This window comes from Terrimicrobium sacchariphilum, assembly GCF_001613545.1.
GTDB lineage: Bacteria > Verrucomicrobiota > Verrucomicrobiia > Chthoniobacterales > Terrimicrobiaceae > Terrimicrobium > Terrimicrobium sacchariphilum.
Genome location: NZ_BDCO01000001.1, coordinates 178324 through 198353 on the forward strand (window position 1 = coordinate 178324; position 20030 = coordinate 198353).

A 20030-nucleotide genomic window follows, 5' to 3' on the forward strand; every position below is an offset into this window, starting at 1 on the left:
GCACCGCTACTTCGTTCAGAATGATCGCCCGGACCATCCAGATGCTTCAACGAGCCTTTGGGCAATCATTGATCACCGCCTCTCCGGGAAAAGGCTCCAACCTGGATATACCAGCGTGGAGCCTGCTGGCATTCCTGCTCCTGATTCTGTTCTTCGCTCCCTTTGTCGTTAGGACCAGCGTCTTCTCGGGCGATGAGCCTCATTACTTGATGGTGGCAAACAGCATTATCCTGGATCACGATCTGGATCTGAAAGACGACTACATCGCAGTCGCCAACGGCTCCGCACGCGCCGGCGAGCACTTCGTTAAGCAGAAACTGGCGCACCACACCGCGGTGGTCCAGACGATCGACAGGAAACCAGAAATCATTGGATTCGGGTTTGAGCCCGATGCTGCCGAGTTACTTCAGAGACCCGCTACCGTGGAAAAATCCGTCCGCGCAGTCGGATGGCCCTTCATTATCGCGGCATTCTCTGCGCCGTGGCCATCTCAGACGGAGATCGTGGCGAAGATCCTTTCCCACTTCCTTGTCCTCGGTACGGCACTCCTCGTCGCGCTCACTGCCAGGTCTCTGGGCTGCAGCATCACCAGCGCTGCCATCGGTGCGATAACTATCGCCTTCGGTTCACAGTATTGGATTTATGCCAACACGGCATTCGCGGAACCCCTGCTGGGATTTTGCATCGCCCTGTCTATCTATGCTCTCCAGGTCCGAAAACATGCCGCCTTGTTTGGTCTGGCTCTTGTGACCGGCATTTGGGCCAAGTTCCAGTTTATACCCCCGGCCTGCGTTTTTCTCGTCCTGGCCTTCTTCCGTTTCTCCCGCCCTCGCTTCGCCTTGGCGGCGGCCGTGCTGTTCGTGGGAGGAGTGGGAGTGCTTGTCTTCAACCATTATCAATACGGCCAACTCCAGCCTCCCATGAAGTGGGAAACCGGCTCGCCGCTCGCCGCGATGTATTATTACTTCGTGAGCAGTGAGACTTCCGTCTTCTCGAAAAATACCTGGCTCGTTGTTGTTGCTGTAGGCCTTGCCGCGTCATTTCTTCCCGGAGTTCCTCGTCCCAATATCTTCTGGTGGGTGATCCTGCTGGCTCTTTCCCTTCCCTCGATTTTCTGGGCCTATTTCAATGGCGGCTTTTGTTTTCCGGGGCGGCTCTTCATGTCTCCCTTCATACCGGCGGCGATTTTCTTCGCCGTCCTCGCGGAGACAAAGATCCGATCCGTCCGTTATCTAGTCATTGGCATCCTCATAGCATCCATCCTTCAAAACTTTTTGGGAGCCATGACCAATCCAGACCTCACCTGGACGTACTAGTAAATCAGGCTACGGTACGCTCAATGCACCTACGGCCCGACAGCCGGGCGAATCTCGCAATGCGACCGCGAGAAATCCAGGCGCACTCCGGAGCCTTGAATGCGAAATTCCGTCGTCGAAATATCCAGGAAAGCGGCCTTTCCGCGAGAAGCCGTCAGTTGATCGCAAAACAGGTCGAAGGCGCCGCCATCATCGGGTGAGCTATTCTGGATGGAGAGATGATTTTTCACGTTTGCGGTATCGACGAGTTGACCATCGCTTCCCGTAACCACGAGTTTCCCCGAGAACTCCACCTCCACGTCAGACATCGTTTTCCGGTCGACGTGGCTAATTACACAGTCAGGAACCATCACAAATGCAGTCGCCGGGGCTAGAATGTCCAATTCAGCTTTTGCTGCCAGGACACCACAGAGAAAGGCCAGAAGTGCCAGGAGAGTGGTACGGAGAGAAGAAATCCGGCGCATTGGTATCAAATCCCGATGCTCAAAATACGCGATTTCCAGAAATAGAAAACGCGGATCGATGACCGACCCGCGTTTTCCAAAAGCAACAGATGGCTTCGAGCCTTACATGCTCATGCCGCCATCGACGGCGAGCACCTGGCCGGTGATGTACCCGGCCTCGGGGCTGGCGAGGAAGGCGACCGCCGAGGCGATGTCGTCAGTGGCACCCATGCGAGCCTGCGGGATCTGGGCGAGTGCGCCCTTGCGGATTTCCTCGTTGAGCACCGCCGTCATGTCGGTCTCGATGAAGCCGGGGGCAACGACGTTGGCCGTGATGCCGCGACTGGCGAGTTCGCGGGCGAGCGTCTTGGTGAGGCCCACGAGACCGGCCTTGCTCGCGGCGTAGTTGGCCTGCCCGGCGAGGCCGAGGAGTCCGCTCACCGAGCTGATGTTGATGATGCGGCCCGAGCGCTGCTTGACCATGGCGCGGAGGACGGACCGGGTGAAGTTGAAAGCGCCCTTGAGGTTCGTGTTGAGCACGACATCCCAGTCGTCAGAGCTCATGCGCATGGCGAGAGTGTCGCGGGTGATGCCCGCGTTGTTCACGAGGATGTCACAACGACCGAAGTCGGCCAGGATCTGCTCGCCGACCTTCTGCACAGCGTCAAAATCGGCGACGTCCACCGCGTAGGGCTTGGCGGAGTCTGGCGTGGCGGCATTGATGGCTTCGGCGGTCTTGACGGAATTGGCCTCGGTCCGGCTGACGATGGCCACACGGGCTCCCTCGGCTGCGAGGCGTTTGGCGATGGCTTCACCGATGCCGCGTCCGGCGCCGGTCACGATGGCGACTTGGTTTTGAAATCTCATGGCTACGAATTAAAGGGAAGCGGTCACTTCAACACACCGAGGCGGGGCGAAAAGCAAAAAATGACGCCCTCCCTTGCATTGACGCGCCGCCGGAATCGCATAATCTCTCCCAAAACGCAGGGGAGCCGCGCTGGCTGAGAGTTCCGGATTTACCGGGAGACCCTTGGAACCTGATCCGGGTAAGTCCGGCGAAGGGAGCGACCGGCGGCTCTGCGTCAAACGAAAAGACCTGACATGATCGCATCAAAAGCCGACCTGGAGCCGCAAAGCGCAGATCCCCTCCCCAATTCCACCCGCGTGTACGTCGAGGGAACGCTGCATCCGGACGTCCGCGTGCCCATGCGCGAGATCGCCCTCAGCCCGACCAAGGGCCTCAGCGGCACGGTCGAGGTCAATGAACCCGTCCGTGTCTACGATACCAGTGGACCATGGGGCGACCCGGCTTTTGACGGCGACGTGGAAAAGGGCCTCCCCGCCATGCGCCGCGACTGGATTTTGAAGCGCGGCGATGTCGAGGAATACACCGGCCGTGAGGTCGTTCCTCAGGACAATGGCTATCTCAGCGACGAGCACTCCCGTCTCCGCAACGGCGGCCTCGGCCTCCGCGCCCCGGAATCCGCCCAGCGCAAGCCGCTCCGCGCCTCCGCCGGGCATCCCGTGACCCAACTTTGGTACGCCCGTCAGGGAATCATCACCCCGGAGATGGAGTACATCGCCATCCGTGAGAACCAGGGCATCGACCGCCTGCGTTGCGACGACAAATCCGCCCGCAACACCCTCACCCACCAGCATTCCCGCGAGGCCAGCCCGGAGTTCATTCCCTCCATCTTTGGTCGATTCCCGCAGCGCATCCCCAAGGTGATCACGCCGGAATTCGTCCGCGACGAGGTGGCCGCCGGACGCGCCATCATTCCCGCCAATATCAACCACCCGGAAAACGAGCCGATGATCATCGGGCGCAACTTCCTCGTGAAGATCAATGCCAACATCGGCAACAGCGCCGTGGCCTCCAGTATCGAGGAAGAGGTCGAGAAGATGCGCTGGGCGACGAAATGGGGCGCGGATACCGTGATGGACCTCTCCACCGGCAAGAACATCCACGCGACCCGCGAATGGATTCTCCGCAACTCGCCCGTCCCCATCGGCACCGTGCCGATCTATCAAGCCCTCGAGAAAGTCGGCGGCAAGGCCGAGGAACTGAGCTGGGAGATTTTCCGCGACACGCTGGTCGAGCAAGCCGAGCAGGGCGTCGATTACTTCACCATTCACGCAGGCGTGCTCCTGCGCTTCATTCCCCTCACCGCCCGCCGCATGACGGGCATCGTGAGCCGCGGCGGCAGCATCCTCGCCAAGTGGTGCCTCGCGCATCACAAGGAAAACTTCCTTTACACGCACTGGGACGAGATTTGCGAGATCATGGCGGCTTACGACGTGAGCTTCAGTATCGGCGACGGACTGCGCCCCGGCTCGGTCGCGGACGCCAACGACGAGGCGCAATTCGGCGAACTCTACGTGCAGGGTGATCTCACCCGCCGCGCCTGGGATCACGGCGTGCAGGTCATGAACGAAGGCCCCGGCCATGTGCCCATGCACATGATCGAGGAAAACATGGCCAAGCAGCTCGAGTGGTGTCACGAGGCTCCCTTCTACACGCTCGGGCCGTTAACCACGGACGTCGCCCCCGGTTACGACCACATCACGAGCGGCATTGGCGCCGCCATGATCGGATGGTACGGCTGCGCCATGCTCTGCTACGTCACGCCGAAGGAACACCTCGGCTTGCCGAACAAGAAGGACGTGAAGGACGGCGTGATCACCTACAAGATCGCCGCCCATGCCGCCGACCTCGCCAAGGGACATCCCGGCGCCCAGTACCGCGACAATGCCCTGAGCAAGGCCCGCTTCGAGTTCCGCTGGGAAGATCAGTTCAACCTCGCTCTCGATCCGGTTACGGCGCGCGCGTTCCACGACGAGACTCTCCCGCAGGAGGGCGCAAAGACCGCGCACTTCTGCTCGATGTGCGGGCCGCACTTCTGCTCGATGAAGATCACCGAGGATGTGCGCCGCTACGCCGCCGAGCAGGGACTCTCCGAGCAGGAGGCTCTCGAAAAAGGCATGGAGGAGAAATCCGGCGAGTTCCTCGAAAAGGGCGCCGAGGTTTACCAGAAAGCCTGACATTGTTAGGCAAGCAGAATTAGGAATTGCAACGAATCTGTTACGCAACTCATAGCGTAACGGATTCTTAACAATCAAGCGGTAGGCAACCCGGAGCCTGCCGCGTATTTCAGCGCGCTTTCACCCGATGAAAGCGCGCCTTCTCTTTTCGACCCTCGCGGCGGTGGCAGCATCCACGCCCTTCACTCACGCCAACGACTTCCCAATCAGCACCTCCGTCACTAATGCGCAGTCGATGACCGGCGGAGAGAGCGCGATTATTACCTCTACAGGTTCATTGATTGTTGGCGGAAGTTTTGTTGCGGTCACCGTGACAGGCAGCGGCACCTCCTCCCTCGAGAACAGCGGGATAGTCCGACAAACAGGAACAGCCAGAGCGCTCTACATCAATAGTGCTGGAATATCATTCACTCTGAGAAACAACTTTGGCGCGACGATGGAAACAGTCTCCGCCGATGTCGTACAGGTCAACAAGGCCGGAGCTAGCATAATCGTCCAGAATTCTGGAACCCTTAGCGCAGGGGGTGGAAATCAGGCCCTCGATCTCAAGACCATCACCAGCGGCACCAATTCCATCTACAACGAATCCACCGGTATCATTCGAGCGGACGCCGCTGACGCTGTGCGCCCGGGCGTGAACGGCTACATCGAGAACAGTGGAACGATCGAGGCGATACCTGTCGTGGAGGGCAGCGACGCAAGCGGGAGTGATGGCATCGATTTTCAGACAAATTCCGGAGGACAGGTCATCAACAGCGGCTCGGTTTCCGGTCGCCACGGCATCACCGGCGGTTCGGCGACGTTCAGCATCGAGGTCACAAACAACTTGGGCGGAACGATCACAGGCGTGAACGGTTCCGGCGTGAATATCGATGATCCCGGGTCATTCGCCAAGGTGACCAACTACGGCACGATCACCGGCAATTTCGACAACACCAAGTACTCCATCGGTGACGGCGACGGCGTTGACGTGGATGGCACAGTCAATATCTCCAACTACGGCAACATCATCGGCAACGGCGCATCGGCGGGCAACAACTCCGAGGGCATCTCCATCGGAGGCGGCACCATCACCAACGCCGCCGGAGCCTCGATCTACGGCCAGAACAACACGGGCACGTCGTCTGCTGGCAATGGCATCCTCGTTGACGATTCCAATGGCGGCGCAGCTTATTCTGCCACCACGGTAACGAACTCCGGCACGATCCGCGGCTACAGTGGCTTTGGCATCAAGATGATCGGGTCCTACAACGACACAATCACCAACAATGCGGGAGGCACGATCCGCGGCGCAGGCACGGGCGCAGCGATCCAGACTGGCGACGGCAGCGACACCGTGACCAACGCGGGAGCAATCATCGGCGACAACGGCTCCGCTATCGACCTGGAGGGCGGCAATGACTCGCTGAAAATCCAGGGCGGCAGCGCCAGCATCACCGGCAATGTCTCCGGCGGCTTGGGCACGAACACAGTCGAGATCGACCTCGGAAGCGGCAACTCCTTTGCCTACGCCGGATCGTTCTCGAACTTCTCGACCGTCCAGGTCAAGAGCGGCACAACCACCCTCACCGGGGCCAATGCCTACACCGGCGCGACCCAGGTCACCGGGGGCACGCTCGTCCTCGATGGCAATGGCCGACTGAGCGATACGAGCACGCTGAATCTTGATGGTGGCCGTCTGGAGCTTTCCGATAACTCCACCCAGACCTTTGCCAGCATCTCGCTCACAGCCAATTCGGTGATCGATCTGAATAGCGACACCGTCCTTACCCTGGCTGCTTTCGGCACGATCAACGGAGCATCGACGCTTTCCGTGATCAACAGCGGCGGATCAACCTTTCGGTTCCTCGGAGATCTGACTTCCGACGTAAACTTCCAGACACTGCTCGGCAATACGACAGTCAATGGTGGAGCCGCCACAGCTAGTTACGACGGCACCTACACCACGGTCGTTCCAGAACCCGGCACGGTCGGCCTCATCGGCCTCGGCATCGCCTTTGCCATCGGCATGGCCCGCCGCCGCCGCAAGTCTTCCTAAAAAGAAGGAGAAAAGGTCAGGCGGTCGTCCCGTGAGGCGACCGCCTGTTTCTTTTAGTCGACAAACTCCTTTACGACGATGGAAGCGTTGTGCCCGCCAAAGCCGAAGGAGTTGTTCAAAGCCGCCCGCACCTTCATTTCCCGCGCGGTGTGCGGCACGTAATCCAAGTCACACTCGGGGTCTGGATTATCGAGATTGATCGTTGGCGGAACCACCCCGCGATTCACCGCCAGCACACACGCAGCAAGCTCAATGGCACCGGCAGCACCAAGCAGGTGACCTGTCATCGACTTGGTGGAGCTGACCGCGACCTTGCGGGCATTGTCGCCCAAAGCGCGCTTGATGCCGTTCGTTTCGCAAATATCGCCGATCGGTGTCGAGGTCGCGTGGGCATTGATGTAATCCACCGTCTCGACTCCGGCGTCCTGCATGGCGAAGCGCATGGCATTTGCCACCTCCTGCCCTTCCGGGTGCGGCTGGGTGAGATGCCAGGCATCAGCGGATTGTCCATAGCCGCCCAATTCCGCATAGATGCGCGCTCCGCGCTTCTTGGCATGTTCGAGTTCCTCGAGCACCAGGATGCCTGAGCCCTCGCCCATGACAAAACCATCGCGGTCGCGATCAAAAGGACGCGATGCCTGCTCTGGATTGTCGTTACGCAAACTCACCGCCCGCATGGCGGAGAATCCCGCCATGGCCAGCGGAGTCACAGTAGCCTCGCTGCCTCCAGCCACACAGACGTCGGTGATGCCATCACGGATCATGCGGCTGGCTTCCCCAATGGCATGCGCCGACGTGGCGCAGGCGCTGACCGGGCAGTAGTTCGGCCCGCGAAGACCAAACTCGATCGATACCAGCGCTCCGGCGGCATTGGCCATCATACCGGGTATGACAAAGGGCGACACGCGCGACGGGCCCTGCGCGATTAGTTTCCGCGCAGCCTTCTCCAGGGTATCCAACCCTCCGACGCCCGTTCCGATGATGACGCCGATGCGGTTCAGATCCTCCTTGTCGAGTTCGAGACCGGAATCCTTCATCGCCATGATCGAGGCGGCCATCGCGAAATGAACAAATCGATCCGTGCGCCGGAGCAGTTTGGAATCCTTGAAATAGGGCTCCGGGTCGAACCCGCGAATCTCGCCGCCGATACGGCACGGATAATCCGAGGTGTCAAAACTCTCGATGGTCCGCACGCCGCTGCGTCCGGCGATCAGGCTCGCCCAGTATTCCTCCGTATTCAGTCCATTGGGAGCGAGAATGCCGAGACCGGTAATTGCAACGCGTCGCCTGCTCATCTGTTGCGATCCTTTCGATTCATGATGTTCACGGTTTAGAAAATTACTTCGGCGGCAGCGCCAGGCGATTCGGGATTTCCCGCTCTTGTTTTCGCTCGATTCAGGCTATTGTATGACGAGCGTAATTCAACGACTTTCTGCCATGCGATATGACAAGGACCATAAGGACCGTACGCATCGTCACGTTCTCGCTGTGGCATCAGAGCGATTCCGGCGCGATGGATTCGCCGGTGTGGGCGTGGCCTCGCTGATGAAGGACGCCGGGCTTACCCATGGCGGATTCTACGGTCATTTTCGTTCCAAGCAGGCCCTTGTCGAAGCGGTCATCAGTGAAGGTCTTGAGGATACTCTGCACCATCTTGAGACCGCCGCCACCGATATCGAGTCACTAGTCGATTTTTATCTCCGCCCGGAGCATCGCGAGAACCGCGCCCAAGGGTGTGCCGCCGCCGCCCTGGCCGCCGAAATCGTCCGCGAACCAAAACGCGCCCGTGTGGCGTTCACCCGGAAACTTGCGCGGATCATTGCTCACATCCGATCGCTGCTACCGGACAGAAGCGAACACCGGGCGCAGGCCATCTTCGCCCTTCTCGTCGGCACCCTGCAGCTTTCACGGGCTGTATCCGACCGCTCCCTTTCGGATCAACTCCTCCAGGCAGGCCGTATAGCTGTCCTCGCTCTCGCAGATTCGCGTATCGAGGATACATAGCGACCGATCTCCTCGGTCATCCCCAAACTTCCCCTTGCGAAACACGGCGGCGTGATATAGCAACTATATACGCTATATTAACGCTATAGCTCATCCCACTCCTCCCACCGATGAAATTTCGCCTCGCCGCTCTCGTCCTGACCACCCTCTTCGCTCTGGTCCCGTCCCGGCTTTCCGCCGAAGAAGCCAAATCGCTGATCTCAAATGGTGATTTTCAGAAAACAGGTGCTGACACCAGCTGGCCCGCCGACTGGGAACAGGACAAGGAAGCTCCGATCACTTGGGAAAAGGAGGAGGATACGGCTTTCCTCAAACTGGTCGCGACGCAACCCGAGATGACAGTCCAGCAGACGCGTACGATCGATCTCCCGGAATCGACCAAGGGCGTGGACCTGGGTATTCGCTTCCGAGTGGAGGGCTTCAAGTTTGGCACCAATGCCGCCGGGGGGCCTGTCTTCAGCAAGGACATGCACTTCAACTACCAGTTCCTCGATGCCGAGGGGAACCGGGTACCCAAATCCGGAGGAGGCTTCGTTCTCGACTCTCATGCGAAGGAATGGACGGATGTGAATCGCCGGGCCATGGTCCCCGAGGGTGCGAAGAAGCTCAAAATCATCGTCATCCTCAACAAGCTCACCGCCGGCACACTGGAAGTGGCCCGCATCACCGCGACCGAAGCACCGGAGGCTGAGATAAATGCCATCAAGGAAGCAAAAGCCGCAGCCGTCCAAAAGGCGGTGGAAGACGAGGCGGCAATCCCTGGAATCCTTGCCCTGCCCACCAAAACCGAGCCCTTGAAGGTCGAGGGCAACCGGCTGGTCACGCCCGAGGGCAGGCAGGTGTTGCTTCAAGGCGTCAATGTCCCGAGCCTCGAGTGGTCGGAGAAAGGCGAGCGCATCCTCCTCTCGATCAAGGTCGCCATCGATGACTGGAAGGCCAATGTGGTGCGTCTCCCGGTTCACGATGACTTCTGGTTTGGCCGAGGCAAGGGAGCGAAGGCCAAACCGAATGATGCCGAGGCCTATCGCAAAATCGTGGACGATGCCGTCAAACTCGCTGCAGCGCGTGGTGCCTACATCATTCTGGACCTCCATCGTTATCACGCCGCCCCGGAGAGCGCAGTCGACTTTTGGAAGGATGCGGCCTCCCGCTACAAGGACAATCCTGCCGTTCTTTTCGACATCTACAACGAGCCCACCAACATCAGCTGGGAAATCTGGCGCAATGGCGGCGACGTGACGGTAAAAGGCAAAGGCGGCGCGCCCGATACCACGTTCAAATCCCCCGGCATGCAGGGTTTGGTCGATGCCATCCGCTCGACCGGAGCAAAGAACATCATCATCGCAGGCGGCATCAACTACGCCTATGACCTGACCGGAGTGCTCAACGGCTTCGCCCTTGATGACAAGGGCGGCAACGGCCTCATGTACGCCACCCATTTTTACAACTGGCACAAGGACTGGGAAAACCGCTTTCTCAAGGTCGCGGAGAAATATCCGGTACTGGTCGGAGAATTCGGCGCGGATGTCAAAAAGATGCCTTTCATACCGGCCAAGAACCAGGAAGACCCCGCCACCTGGGTGCCCGACGCCCTCGCCATGGTCCAGAAGTACAACCTGAACTGGACAGCGTTCTCGCTGCATCCCAAGGCGACACCGGTTTTGATCTCGGACTGGGACTACACCCCTACTTCATTCTGGGGCGTCCATGTGAAAGACGCCCTCTCGGGGAAAAAATTCGAACTCGGTAGATTGCGCTAGCTACGCATTCGTATTGCCACTTCCCGCCATCCCCTCACCCTTGGAGGCCGGGTTTCTGGACTTCCGCTTGGCTGTCTTTTTCTGTTTCCGGGAGTTTGCCACACTCAGGGCAAGCTCGTGCTCCAGCTCGGTCATCTTGTCGACGAAGGCATGCTCGACGTCGATTCCCAAGCGGTTGGAAAGGGAGAATATCCACCAGAGGCATTCGGCCAGCTTGACCTCGAGCTGCTTGCGTACGTCGTCCGGAGCCATCCAGCGGCCCTCTGCGCCCATGACGAGACGTCCAAGCTCACCCACGTCGCTCTGCAACCCCACGACATCCTCCTGTTTGGACCAGCGGGAGCCGTGGTGCACTTCTTCGAGCTGATGGTACAGCTGGCGAACTCGCGAAGCTTGCATCGCGGCCTGGGCCAGCCCGACATGGATGGGGGTATTAGACATAGTCAGTTCTCTTTTTCTCCGCTCGTGTAGGCATCGAGACGGAGCACATGAGGGTGTGAGTAGGTTTTACGGATGAGGTCGACCGGATTGGTGTCCGCGCGAGTGATGTAGTCATCCCAGACGAGAAACCAGAGCCACCCAGCGTCTTCCGCGACCAGCGCGTCAGGATCGGGCATCGCGCCAACCTCTGTAAGCGCGATCATTTTGCGACCCCGGTAGAGCTGGCGCAGATTGTCAAAGACCGCGAGGTAGGTCCCACGCACGCCAGCAGGGGCATACAGATCGGCGCCCACGATATCCACACAGTCGTCACCGGGATACCACTGCTCCGCCACCGGGCTGTCCGTGGTCGTCCAAACCCACAGCAGGTTGTCGAGATGATGGACCTTGGTAAACCTCTCATACATGAGCCGGTAAAGACGCTTCGTGACTTCCGGCCCCTTGGCGCCCCACCAGAACCACCTGCCCTCGGCCTCATGCAATGGTCGCCAGAGAACAGGTACACGAGCATCACGCAGCACCTTGAGCTGATCCGCTATGCCGTCCATATCCTTGATCACCGCCTGATATTCCGGCGACCCCTCATCCATGACCTTGCCAGCATCAAAAGTCGTCTGGTTGGTTGAGTAACTGCGCCAGACCTCATTCTGCGCACCGAACGGCGAAAACCAATGCCAGGAAAAGGAAACGATACCGCCTTTCGACGCCCATTCGCGGGCCTTCTCGATCTGGCCGTCAGGTCGTCCATAAGCACTGGAGGAGTTCAGCAGATCAAATCCCACAACCACCGGCACATACCCGGGCGCGATCGATGCAAGATAAGCTCTGCGTTCGCCCTTTTCGTCCTGCTGACCTGCCAGCACGTACTTCCCAAACCTCTGGCGCAATCGGGAATACAACTCTCTGGCCTCGGCTGAGGCATTGGGATTCACGGGATGATCGGCGACCTGAAACGGCATAGGAGCCGGAGCGGGGGAAACCTCGACGGCATCGGCCAGGATGTACCCCCAGTCGGTTCCGAGCGTCACCGTGTTTTCCCCTTTGCGCAAGGCCACCCGGCCAACCGTGATCCACTGGAACCCCTCGGTCTTCGGATAAAAGCCATTTCGCTGGATAGACCCGTTCACCAGCACGGGATTCATTTTTTCCTCTGGAGCTGCGTAGCGAATGCGCAGGGTGTAGAACCCCGCCTCCGGCGTCTCCACCGGGATGTCGACCGCGTCGCCCGGCTTTGCAAATCCTCCGATGTATCCGTTGCCGGAAAACCCGGGTGTTTCACTGCTCTTGACCGCTCCACCGTGGAGGCGCCCCTCCTCCGCCTCGACCACGATAGCCTCGGCAAATGCCGCCGACGCCATCTGGCCAGATAGAACCAGAAGCGCCGCTACCGGCCACCGGGGGAAGTCAAATGAATCGGGCCACCGCACGACGGGACTCTATCTCGTCGTAGCGACACGCTGAAAGCACGATTACCGGACAGAAACCGCCTGAATCGACGCCAACCCTGATCAACAAAGGGCCTGCAGGCTTAGAGGTGGGCGACATTTTTCACGATAACATACAGCTCAACGCGAATAACGTTGGTATGGCTCAACCGCCAGCAACCACACTTTGGCGATCTGGCCGGCAACGGCCAGAGGCGGCGTAATTCTCATGGGTTATTCCCGTCCCGCGCGATGCAAAAGCATTCGCCATTTCGCGGAAGTGATTGCTCCCGGGGCGGATTTTGGAAAGATCGGTATATCCTGATGCGCTCGCTCGTTTGCTGGACAATCTGTGCGTTCCTGTTCGCAATGGCGCAGCCCGCCCGGGCTTCAAAGTCGCCCCGCGAGCTCGCATTGCGTGCGCTGGAGGCACAGCGAACGGAGGACGACCGCCGATTGACCACACTCACCGTGCCCGACCCTGCGCCCGGCTGTCTCCCGAATGGAGCCGAGATCTTTGTTGTGAGCGGGTATATCAATTATCGGTGCGTGCGTCTGTTCATGCAGGAAGGGAATGCCCTCCTTCAGAGAATCACGACGACACGAAGCTGGTTTTACTCCCCTGAGGAATCCTATGTGACCGAGGAATGGGAACTCCCTCCCACCGAGTTTGCCGCCGTCTGGGAGGCTGCCCGGCTGATCAGTCAATCCACCGCCGTCAGAAAAAAACCAGCCAGGCCGAAGGATCCTGACGGAAAGTTCGTGAGCGACCGTCGGATGGTCTCCATGAGCAGCCACGAACCCACTTATTACGTCCGGGTCTGGTCGGCATCGCGGCTCTGGTGGGACCACGGGTTCCGGGGAATGTCCGCATCTGATAAGGTCCAGGATTTCGAAAAGGTGCAGACCCGGGCGATGACATCACTCATCGAAACCGCGTTTCCCGAAGGGACGCCGGGCAAGCCATTCGCCCTATCCGCATGGGGCCCCTTCCTTGCAAAGCAACTGGAAGGGAGCGCAGTCGCGTTGCAGGGCCTCCCTCAACATCTGACGGCGGCAAATACGATCACCATCGACTGCTCACTCCGTTTGCTGGGCCAGATGGGTTACGAGCCAGCCCGTCCCATCATCAAGGCAGTCGCGGAGGATGCCGAAAAATCCCCGTCCGCGGCATACTGGAAGGAATCCGTTCTCCGCGAATGCGGCTATGCTTTGCGAAAAATCGCCATTCAGGAACGGTTCGATGGCGAGGAAGTCGACCGTCTCATTCACAGTTACGGCCGCAGGCTCAATCCCGACAATGACATGGTGCAGTGGCTTCGGAATCAATACTTCGCAAAAAACCCTGAGGCGTATTTTTCCATACTCTCCCGTGACCTGACCGCAAAAAACACTCCTGAGGTAGTGCTGTTGGAAAGTATCAAGGAGGTGCAGGACCGCTACCCGAGCGCAGGTGGACCATTGCTCGCTGGAGTCCTGGATCACCCCTCGACAGAGGTCTCGGTCCATGCCGCCATGGCCCTGCTAAAATCCTCTCCGGATGATGCAGCGTCGCTACAGGCACTCACCCGGGCGGCGAGCGATCCACGCGCCACGATTCCCAACGACGCGCGTTCATTCTCCGACTTCGGACGCGAAATCGCTCTGGATTATCTTTCCTCGAGGAAAAACCGTATTCCGCCCCAGTATCGGTGGGATTCCGCACGAATCGATCAGCAACTGGCCTTGCCTTGGGAGGACGGTCGCATGATCAACCGACTCATCTCCGCGCGAGTGTGCCTCGAAAATAAACAGTTTTCCGACAGGGACCAGATTACGGCCTATCGCAAGGCTCTGGCGGAACCCTACACCATGGGGACGGCAGAAGCCTGTGAGGAGTTAATCAAGCTCGACGACAGGGCCTCAGCCGACCGCATCAAAGAAGTGCTGTCAGCCCTGCGTGCCGGATGCAACAAAGGCTTCCGCTGGGAGGAAGACCGGGATGCCCGATATCCATGGATTGGAAAGGCTGATCTCACCACGATCGAGGAGTCGTTGCCGAAGATTCTCCACTAAGATTTTCCCACCGGATCAGCGCTGTCCGCCGCTGGCCTGATTCTGCCGTAGGGAAGCCGTTTTTCGGCAAGGAATAGAATCCTCCGCCATGAAGGCGCGCGAACACCACTGAGCACCTTCCATAGCCATGCCAGCAAAATCCAAAAAACAACAGATGGCCGCAGGCGCCGCCCTGTCGGCAAAACGCGGAGAGCGTAAGAAAACATCGCTCAAGGGAGCTTCCAAAGAAATGGAGAAATCCATGTCCGAAGGAGAGCTGCGCGATCTTGCCAAAACCGACCGCAAGAAGCTTCCGACCAAGAAGTGAACCATACACCGCCGGAGAGCAAGTCAATACAAAAGCAGATTGTCCTTCTGTACACCCCTCCCCGGGAAGCTTCCAGCTATTCCCTGATTCCATCCTCAGGCCAGGGAGCATCCAATCCATCCGGTCTTCAGCCAACGATTCCCAGCTATGAATACACAACACTGCATCGAAGTCTGCAATCGACTGCTCCGGGGTGAACAATCCGCTGTCGACGCCTATACAAAGGCCATCTCGACTCTGGAAAAGGACCACACCGTTCCTGTTGAACTCATTGCGATCCAAAAGGACCATGAGGAAGCCGTTTCGATGCTTGCCGAGAATGTTCGCTCCATGGGAGGCACTCCCTCCACCGATGCCGGTGCCTGGGGAGCGTTCACCAGTTTTGTGCAGGGCACCGCAAACCTGATGGGAGACAAGTCCGCGCTTACGAGTCTCCGGGCTGGGGAAACCGCCGGAAAAATGGACTACGAAGCCGCGGTTCAGGACGAAGGCGTCATGTCGTCGTGCAAGGAACTGATCCTCACGGAACTCCTCCCCACCACGGAACGACACATCGCATCACTGGATACCTTGAGGATCTAGGTTTTCCCGCCCCGGGGATAAGTCATTTTGCGCCTTCCTTGATCAACCACTCAAGGAAGGTCTGGAGGAATGATGTCTTTTCTCCGTCAAACGGTGTCAGCGCGACATAGCCTGTTCGCGTGACGGTGATTTCTTTGAAAGGGGTCAAAAGATGCCCGGCGTCTATGTCGGCCTGCAATACCGGCAGAGGACCGATCCCGATCCCCAAGCCGTCGACGACTGCCTGTCGTGTGATAAAGAAGTGATCAAAGACTCGGCGGGCTTGGTCCGGGCTGGGTGCGACCTTGGCATGTTCCAGCCAGTCGGTCCAATCCCCAGGGCGGGTTTCACTAGCCAAAAGAACGTGTCTGGCGACATCCACGGGACAGCGAAGAGGTAAGCGGTCGTACAATCCGGGACTGATGATGAGCGTGTCGCGTTCATCAAGAAAATGCACTGCGCGATATTGCGGCCACATTGCCGCTTCCGCAAGTCCCCGGCGAATGGCCACATCAAATCCCCCGCGCAACTCATCGTGGAGGGTCGTCGCCGAGGTGATCACTACCTCGATATCGGGTTGTTCAGCATGAAATAAATCCAACTTGGGAATCAACCACCGCATGGCAAACGTCGTCGGTGCATTGACACGCAGAAGACGACGCACCGCAGGACGACCACAGGCCTCGGCGGCCAGACTCATACGGTCAAAGGAACGGCTGACTTCCGCAGCAAAAGCGCGAGCCGCCGGGGTTGCGGCCATGCGTCGGCCTATTCGGACAAACAGGCGCTGCCCCAGCCATTCTTCGAGCATCTTTATCTGTCGACTGACTGCCCCGTGCGTTAGTCCCAGCTCTTTTCCTGCCTCGGCGTAGCTGCTTGTCCGTGCAGCCACCTCGAAAATGCGCAAGGTGTTGAGAGGGGGCATATCGCGCATAAACCGTGAGAAAAACTGTCGGGTATGGTGAAAAGTTCAAGTCTATTCAAGAAATACTCACTGATATAGGTTTCGCGCGCACATGAAGATCACCCATCTGAAAAATACTCTGATCACGATGACCGCACTGGCATTGGCGCAAAGCACCGCAATCGCACGAAACGAAGATGGCTCGAATCCGGATCTTGGGCAGAGATCCCTGTCGACGGAGTCCGAACCAAAGATCGTGGTGATCGGTGGCTCGACAGGTTTTGGAATCTCCTACCTGCCGCTTTTGGTGATGGAGGACAAAAAACTCCTGGAAAAACATGCTGCGGCACTGGGGCTCAAGGTCTCCATGCAGTTTCAGCGCTTTCCCACCTCCTCGCCCATGTATGATGACCTCGTAGCGGGCAGGATCGACTTTGCCTCGGGCGGCATATCCCAGTTGCTGACGAGTTGGGATAAAACCCACAATGATCCCACCCTCCAGGTCCGAGGCGTGGGAGCGTTGAACTCCATGCCCCTGTATCTCGTCTCCTCAAACCCTGACGTAAAGACGATCGCCGACTTCACAGTGAAGGACAAAATCGCTTTGCCCGCCGTCCGCACCTCGATCCAGGCCGTCATTCTGGCGATGGCGGCAGAGAAGGCATTCGGCAAAGACCAGGCTGACAAACTCGAGCCATTGACCGTATCCATGGGCCATCCGGAGGCAATGCAAGCCATTCTCAGCGGCAATTCCGGGATCGACGCCCATTTCGCCTCGGCGCCATTCATGTATGAAGAGTTGGCCAGACCCGGCATCCGCCGCCTGCTCGACAGCTACGAGGTGGTTGGTGGCCCCCATACTCATAATGTCGTTTGGACCACCACCAGATTTCGCGACGCGAATCCAAAAATCGTCACGGCTTTCGTCGATGCTCTTCAGGAAGCTCTCGATCAAATCAAAGCCGACCCGGCAGCTGCGGCGGCTCTTTATGTGAAAGTGGAAGGCATCAAGAATATGTCAGCCGCTCAGGTTGAAGAATTCCTGCGCCGGCCGGAAAACGAGTGGACGATCACGCCGAAGAAATTCATGCCGTTTGCCGCTTTTATGAATCAACAGGGCATCATTGCGAATAAGCCGGCAGATTGGCGCGAACTCTTCTTCGAGAATATTACAGACGGCAATTAGCCGCTAGTATAGAAAGTCGTACTCGGGTGCTTCACTATCCTTAGCTTCGGATCATCGGGAGGAAGCACATGTCAACCCTCAGGCCGACATTGTCGCGTGTGGTCCAAGAAAGACCAATACACGCTTCATTGAAGAAGTGGCTCCTGAGGTAGGATTCGAACCTACATTTTTGAGAGATTTTCTAGAGGGGCATCCTCAAACTGTTGCGGAAATTGTCGCGGAAAATAGAACCAAAGACCCACAAAGGCCAAGCATCGTGACTTTTCACGATTCCAATCCTTGACCATGAGCGGCCTTCCCGTGATCGTCACGGAATGGGTACGCGAACGGTCCTCGGAATGGCCATGAAGCGGGAATTTCTAGTCGGTGAACCCGCTTGGGCCACGGAGATTCCACAATACCCGCTTCCCCCTGGCCTTCAGGACGGAGCATTGCTGCGAATTGTGGATCAACAAGAGCGCGATCTCGTTCTACGCGATGAGGGGGGAAGGGAATGGACCATAGGCCATTGGAACGTAGATCCGGGATGGTACTTTCGCCTCGATGAGAAATGGTATCCCGAGACACACCCGGAATGTCAGACCGCGATCGCTTGGGAAATTGCCATTCTGAGGGGAGAACGATGGGCGCACTCGATTGAATCGATGCGGGAAAGCACCCTTGCACGTCTGGAAGCAATCCAAGCCAGATACCCCGAATGGAAAAGGCTACGGAAGGTGTGGGGTCTAGGACAGAAACCGAATAAACCACCCGGGAAACGATAGAGCCCTATGCCGCCGGTGAACGCCATCCCCTTCCCTGCTTCCGCCGTCGTCAGTGTTCCCCTCGATCGTGTTCAGAGTACGACCGGACACGCTCTCGACAAATCCGATATGGGAGAGCTTCGGTAGAAAAACGGCGATGTCTCCGGCCTGCGGGAGCCGTTTGCCGTCGTTTGCCCACACCTCGACGCCGTAGCGCCCCCGGCACCAGTCGAGGAAGTACCGGACAGCCGCTTCCTTTGGGAGCGCCTTGACCTTCGGGCGCCAGCCTTGCCGGGCAGCTTCAGCCAGGCAGAAGCACACAAAGGCCGCACACCACGGCTCCCGGTTGTCGTCGCCCTGCGGGTAGCTGGTATCGTTCCAGAAGAGCGCGATTTCCGGCCCCTGGTTGCGCGAAGTTTCCCGGGTCCCGACGTATCGGGCCGCGATCTCGAGGGGCGAAACCGCCAGCGGTGGCAAAGTGCTGGTCATTTCGCCCATGGTTGAGACATCGACCAAATGCCGCCGCAAAGGCGAACCGCCGCCCAAATAATGCGCCGATGAAGCCAGCCCACCCCTACCGCCTGCATGGCCTCGAGAAAGAGCGCGTCACACTGCGGGCGGGTCTTCCGGTGGGGTTCGCCTCCCCGCAGCGAATACAGCCAATCATGGAGCACTGCCGGGAACTTCGCCGGGCCGTACGGGTCAAAGCCCGGGATGTTCCAGAAGATCGACGGCACCGAGGCGTAGTCCGTGACAAATCCCGCCGGCACCTCGAAACGCTCGCCGTCTTTGGATACATAGACGAGCGGAGCAAGGAGCGCCTGTTGCCCATCCCTGTAGTTCATCCACCGGAAGCCCGGCAGAGGATCTTGGAAGCCTTGCGCGGGAGGCGTCATTTCGTCTCTTTGAGTGGCGACGGGAAGAAGTAAGCCGCCGCGCCGAGCACTGCGCCAGCAGCTGCAGCTCCGCCAACCGCCTGCCAGTTCTGGGTGGCACCATTGGCCTGCACGTACTGCACCGCCGCCGTAGCGCCCCCCGTCACCGCTGCACCGATCACCCCGGCCACAGCTCCGAAGAGCACGGCCCCAACTTTCGAGACTCCGTTTTTCAGGTTCATATTTTTTAGCGATGCAATTCCCTCCAGCGACGATCTTCGTTCGCCTCATCCTGGACGATCTTGATAACCTGCTCGGCCATCATCGCCTGCTTCGTGCTTGCCGCTGTGGCCGCATTGAAGGCGTCAAGCACCTTGGAGTTGAGAGACGCGATATAGATCGCCAACGAAACGATTGCGGTGCACAACGCCACCACAACAGCCCCCCATGGCCCGAAATGTTTCGCGCTCCAGGCTATTCCGCTCACCGGGTCTTTCGGAAGATTGTCGCTCACGGCATTTCCTCCTTCACCCGAAGGGATTCAAATTGTTCCTCCGTCAACTCAGTAGCGCCGGGGATTTCTCCCGCTGAAAAAGCCGCCGCAACATCCGATTGCCACAGGCACCGGTAAGCAACTCGCCCATCAGTCAGCGGGATTGGCGAAATAGTTCCGTCGTTCAGGCTCGCCGCTCGAATGCGGGTCCTCCCTTCATCATCCCAAAATGCCCCAATCGTGCGGATGCGATCTGACCCATCGGGTAAGACCTCGCCGAACTGCGCCCACAGCGGCCCGAAAACGTCGGAAACCCGCGCGGGATCAATCGCAACGATGCGCTGATAAGTTTGGAAACTCATAGCAATCCGAGATCCTTTCCGAGCGTCGAGCGATAGAGCTGATAGACCCCCGCCCATTGCGCCTGGCTCAGTCGCG

General features: G+C 58.7%; 20 protein-coding genes and 1 riboswitch. Of the genes, 9 read left to right on the forward strand and 11 right to left on the reverse strand.

The features are described 5' to 3' along the window. Nucleotides 1–20: 20 nt before the first annotated feature. Nucleotides 21–1316: a glycosyltransferase family protein gene (locus TSACC_RS00685; protein ID WP_075077475.1), complete on the forward strand. Its 1296-nt coding sequence runs from the start codon at nt 21–23 to the stop codon at nt 1314–1316. 29 nt (nt 1317–1345) lie between these two features. On the opposite strand, the gene TSACC_RS00690 is transcribed toward TSACC_RS00685, so the two are convergent. Together TSACC_RS00690 and fabG are read right to left on the reverse strand one after the other, a co-directional pair. Further along, the gene (locus tag TSACC_RS00690) at nt 1346–1624 is read right to left on the reverse strand and encodes a hypothetical protein (RefSeq protein ID WP_075077476.1); all 279 of its coding nucleotides are present in this window, start codon (nt 1622–1624) and stop codon (nt 1346–1348) included. 258 nt (nt 1625–1882) lie between these two features. Beyond that, nucleotides 1883–2626 (reverse strand): 3-oxoacyl-[acyl-carrier-protein] reductase, encoded by a 744-nt coding sequence (gene fabG / locus TSACC_RS00695; RefSeq protein ID WP_075077477.1) that lies wholly within the window; start codon nt 2624–2626, stop codon nt 1883–1885. 108 nt (nt 2627–2734) lie between these two features. Beyond that, nucleotides 2735–2840: riboswitch (TPP riboswitch) on the forward strand. A gap of 20 nt (nt 2841–2860) precedes the next feature. On the opposite strand from fabG, the gene thiC reads away from it, so the two are divergent. Then, nucleotides 2861–4801: a phosphomethylpyrimidine synthase ThiC gene (thiC, locus tag TSACC_RS00700; RefSeq protein WP_075077478.1), complete on the forward strand. Its 1941-nt coding sequence runs from the start codon at nt 2861–2863 to the stop codon at nt 4799–4801. A 127-nt stretch (nt 4802–4928) separates the two neighbouring features. Beyond that, complete coding sequence (locus tag TSACC_RS00705; protein ID WP_075077479.1) at nt 4929–6839, forward strand: beta strand repeat-containing protein; 1911 nt, start codon at nt 4929–4931, stop codon at nt 6837–6839. Nucleotides 6840–6892: 53 nt separating this feature from the next. Here TSACC_RS00705 and fabF read toward each other — a convergent pair whose 3' ends face one another. After that, on the reverse strand, nt 6893–8134 hold the full coding sequence (fabF, locus tag TSACC_RS00710) for a beta-ketoacyl-ACP synthase II (protein ID WP_075077480.1): 1242 nt from the start codon (nt 8132–8134) through the stop codon (nt 6893–6895). A 112-nt stretch (nt 8135–8246) separates the two neighbouring features. Here fabF and TSACC_RS00715 point away from each other — a divergent pair, with 112 nt between their 5' ends. Both TSACC_RS00715 and TSACC_RS00720 read left to right on the forward strand, forming a co-directional pair. Continuing rightward, nucleotides 8247–8843, forward strand: coding sequence for a TetR/AcrR family transcriptional regulator (locus TSACC_RS00715; RefSeq protein ID WP_237763874.1), 597 nt, complete (start codon nt 8247–8249; stop codon nt 8841–8843). A 110-nt stretch (nt 8844–8953) separates the two neighbouring features. After that, entirely contained in the window at nt 8954–10603 is a 1650-nt protein-coding gene (locus tag TSACC_RS00720; RefSeq protein ID WP_075077482.1) for a glycoside hydrolase family 5 protein, read from the forward strand. Here the strand turns inward: TSACC_RS00720 and TSACC_RS00725 are convergent, their stop codons facing one another. Further along, nucleotides 10604–11044: a nucleoside triphosphate pyrophosphohydrolase family protein gene (locus TSACC_RS00725; protein WP_075077483.1), complete on the reverse strand. Its 441-nt coding sequence runs from the start codon at nt 11042–11044 to the stop codon at nt 10604–10606. A 2-nt stretch (nt 11045–11046) separates the two neighbouring features. Continuing rightward, nucleotides 11047–12471, reverse strand: coding sequence for a glycosyl hydrolase (locus TSACC_RS00730; protein WP_153811185.1), 1425 nt, complete (start codon nt 12469–12471; stop codon nt 11047–11049). Between the two features lie 321 nt (nt 12472–12792). Between TSACC_RS00730 and TSACC_RS00735 the strand changes: the two genes are divergently transcribed. The 3 genes from TSACC_RS00735 (at nt 12793) to TSACC_RS00745 (ending at nt 15412) form a co-directional block, all read left to right on the forward strand. Beyond that, nucleotides 12793–14523: a hypothetical protein gene (locus TSACC_RS00735; RefSeq protein ID WP_237763875.1), complete on the forward strand. Its 1731-nt coding sequence runs from the start codon at nt 12793–12795 to the stop codon at nt 14521–14523. A 127-nt stretch (nt 14524–14650) separates the two neighbouring features. Continuing rightward, on the forward strand, nt 14651–14830 hold the full coding sequence (locus tag TSACC_RS00740; protein ID WP_075077486.1) for a DUF3008 family protein: 180 nt from the start codon (nt 14651–14653) through the stop codon (nt 14828–14830). Between the two features lie 147 nt (nt 14831–14977). Beyond that, on the forward strand, nt 14978–15412 hold the full coding sequence (locus TSACC_RS00745; RefSeq protein WP_075077487.1) for a DUF2383 domain-containing protein: 435 nt from the start codon (nt 14978–14980) through the stop codon (nt 15410–15412). Nucleotides 15413–15434: 22 nt separating this feature from the next. On the opposite strand, the gene TSACC_RS00750 is transcribed toward TSACC_RS00745, so the two are convergent. Then, nucleotides 15435–16316 (reverse strand): LysR substrate-binding domain-containing protein, encoded by an 882-nt coding sequence (locus tag TSACC_RS00750; protein WP_202815881.1) that lies wholly within the window; start codon nt 16314–16316, stop codon nt 15435–15437. Nucleotides 16317–16407: 91 nt separating this feature from the next. On the opposite strand from TSACC_RS00750, the gene TSACC_RS00755 reads away from it, so the two are divergent. Beyond that, nucleotides 16408–17481 carry an ABC transporter substrate-binding protein gene (locus TSACC_RS00755; protein ID WP_084400085.1) on the forward strand — a complete coding sequence of 358 codons (1074 nt, stop codon included), beginning with the start codon at nt 16408–16410 and terminating at the stop codon, nt 17479–17481. 725 nt (nt 17482–18206) lie between these two features. Here the strand turns inward: TSACC_RS00755 and TSACC_RS00760 are convergent. The 5 genes from TSACC_RS00760 to TSACC_RS00780 are packed head-to-tail and all read right to left on the reverse strand — an operon-like array spanning nt 18207 to nt 19954. Beyond that, nucleotides 18207–18713, reverse strand: a complete 507-nt coding sequence (locus TSACC_RS00760; RefSeq protein ID WP_169809494.1) for a CHAP domain-containing protein — start codon at nt 18711–18713, stop codon at nt 18207–18209. Continuing rightward, nucleotides 18710–19069, reverse strand: a complete 360-nt coding sequence (locus TSACC_RS22040; protein WP_075077503.1) for a DUF1353 domain-containing protein — start codon at nt 19067–19069, stop codon at nt 18710–18712. Before TSACC_RS22040 ends, TSACC_RS00760 begins: the two co-directional genes overlap by 4 nt. 47 nt (nt 19070–19116) lie before the next feature. After that, nucleotides 19117–19341 carry a hypothetical protein gene (locus TSACC_RS22045; RefSeq protein ID WP_075077490.1) on the reverse strand — a complete coding sequence of 75 codons (225 nt, stop codon included), beginning with the start codon at nt 19339–19341 and terminating at the stop codon, nt 19117–19119. A gap of 5 nt (nt 19342–19346) precedes the next feature. After that, nucleotides 19347–19613 carry a hypothetical protein gene (locus tag TSACC_RS00775; RefSeq protein WP_075077491.1) on the reverse strand — a complete coding sequence of 89 codons (267 nt, stop codon included), beginning with the start codon at nt 19611–19613 and terminating at the stop codon, nt 19347–19349. Continuing rightward, the gene (locus TSACC_RS00780; protein WP_075077492.1) at nt 19610–19954 is read right to left on the reverse strand and encodes a hypothetical protein; all 345 of its coding nucleotides are present in this window, start codon (nt 19952–19954) and stop codon (nt 19610–19612) included. The genes TSACC_RS00775 and TSACC_RS00780 overlap by 4 nt, the downstream gene beginning before the upstream one ends. Nucleotides 19955–20030 lie beyond the last annotated feature (76 nt).

What these genes read in the sequence shown, in the direction of transcription:
- TSACC_RS00685 (WP_075077475.1), top strand. Translation starts at nt 21, where the DNA reads ATGATCGCCCGGACCATCCAGATGCTTCAACGAGCCTTTGGGCAATCA.
- TSACC_RS00690 (WP_075077476.1), bottom strand. Translation starts at nt 1,624, where the DNA reads ATGTCTGACGTGGAGGTGGAGTTCTCGGGGAAACTCGTGGTTACGGGA.
- fabG (WP_075077477.1), bottom strand. Translation starts at nt 2,626, where the DNA reads ATGAGATTTCAAAACCAAGTCGCCATCGTGACCGGCGCCGGACGCGGC.
- thiC (WP_075077478.1), top strand. Translation starts at nt 2,861, where the DNA reads ATGATCGCATCAAAAGCCGACCTGGAGCCGCAAAGCGCAGATCCCCTC.
- TSACC_RS00705 (WP_075077479.1), top strand. Translation starts at nt 4,929, where the DNA reads ATGAAAGCGCGCCTTCTCTTTTCGACCCTCGCGGCGGTGGCAGCATCC.
- fabF (WP_075077480.1), bottom strand. Translation starts at nt 8,134, where the DNA reads ATGAGCAGGCGACGCGTTGCAATTACCGGTCTCGGCATTCTCGCTCCC.
- TSACC_RS00715 (WP_237763874.1), top strand. Translation starts at nt 8,247, where the DNA reads ATGACGAGCGTAATTCAACGACTTTCTGCCATGCGATATGACAAGGAC.
- TSACC_RS00720 (WP_075077482.1), top strand. Translation starts at nt 8,954, where the DNA reads ATGAAATTTCGCCTCGCCGCTCTCGTCCTGACCACCCTCTTCGCTCTG.
- TSACC_RS00725 (WP_075077483.1), bottom strand. Translation starts at nt 11,044, where the DNA reads ATGTCTAATACCCCCATCCATGTCGGGCTGGCCCAGGCCGCGATGCAA.
- TSACC_RS00735 (WP_237763875.1), top strand. Translation starts at nt 12,793, where the DNA reads ATGCGCTCGCTCGTTTGCTGGACAATCTGTGCGTTCCTGTTCGCAATG.
- TSACC_RS00740 (WP_075077486.1), top strand. Translation starts at nt 14,651, where the DNA reads ATGCCAGCAAAATCCAAAAAACAACAGATGGCCGCAGGCGCCGCCCTG.
- TSACC_RS00745 (WP_075077487.1), top strand. Translation starts at nt 14,978, where the DNA reads ATGAATACACAACACTGCATCGAAGTCTGCAATCGACTGCTCCGGGGT.
- TSACC_RS00750 (WP_202815881.1), bottom strand. Translation starts at nt 16,316, where the DNA reads ATGCCCCCTCTCAACACCTTGCGCATTTTCGAGGTGGCTGCACGGACA.
- TSACC_RS00755 (WP_084400085.1), top strand. Translation starts at nt 16,408, where the DNA reads ATGAAGATCACCCATCTGAAAAATACTCTGATCACGATGACCGCACTG.
- TSACC_RS00760 (WP_169809494.1), bottom strand. Translation starts at nt 18,713, where the DNA reads ATGACCAGCACTTTGCCACCGCTGGCGGTTTCGCCCCTCGAGATCGCG.
- TSACC_RS22040 (WP_075077503.1), bottom strand. Translation starts at nt 19,069, where the DNA reads ATGAACTACAGGGATGGGCAACAGGCGCTCCTTGCTCCGCTCGTCTAT.
- TSACC_RS22045 (WP_075077490.1), bottom strand. Translation starts at nt 19,341, where the DNA reads ATGAACCTGAAAAACGGAGTCTCGAAAGTTGGGGCCGTGCTCTTCGGA.
- TSACC_RS00780 (WP_075077492.1), bottom strand. Translation starts at nt 19,954, where the DNA reads ATGAGTTTCCAAACTTATCAGCGCATCGTTGCGATTGATCCCGCGCGG.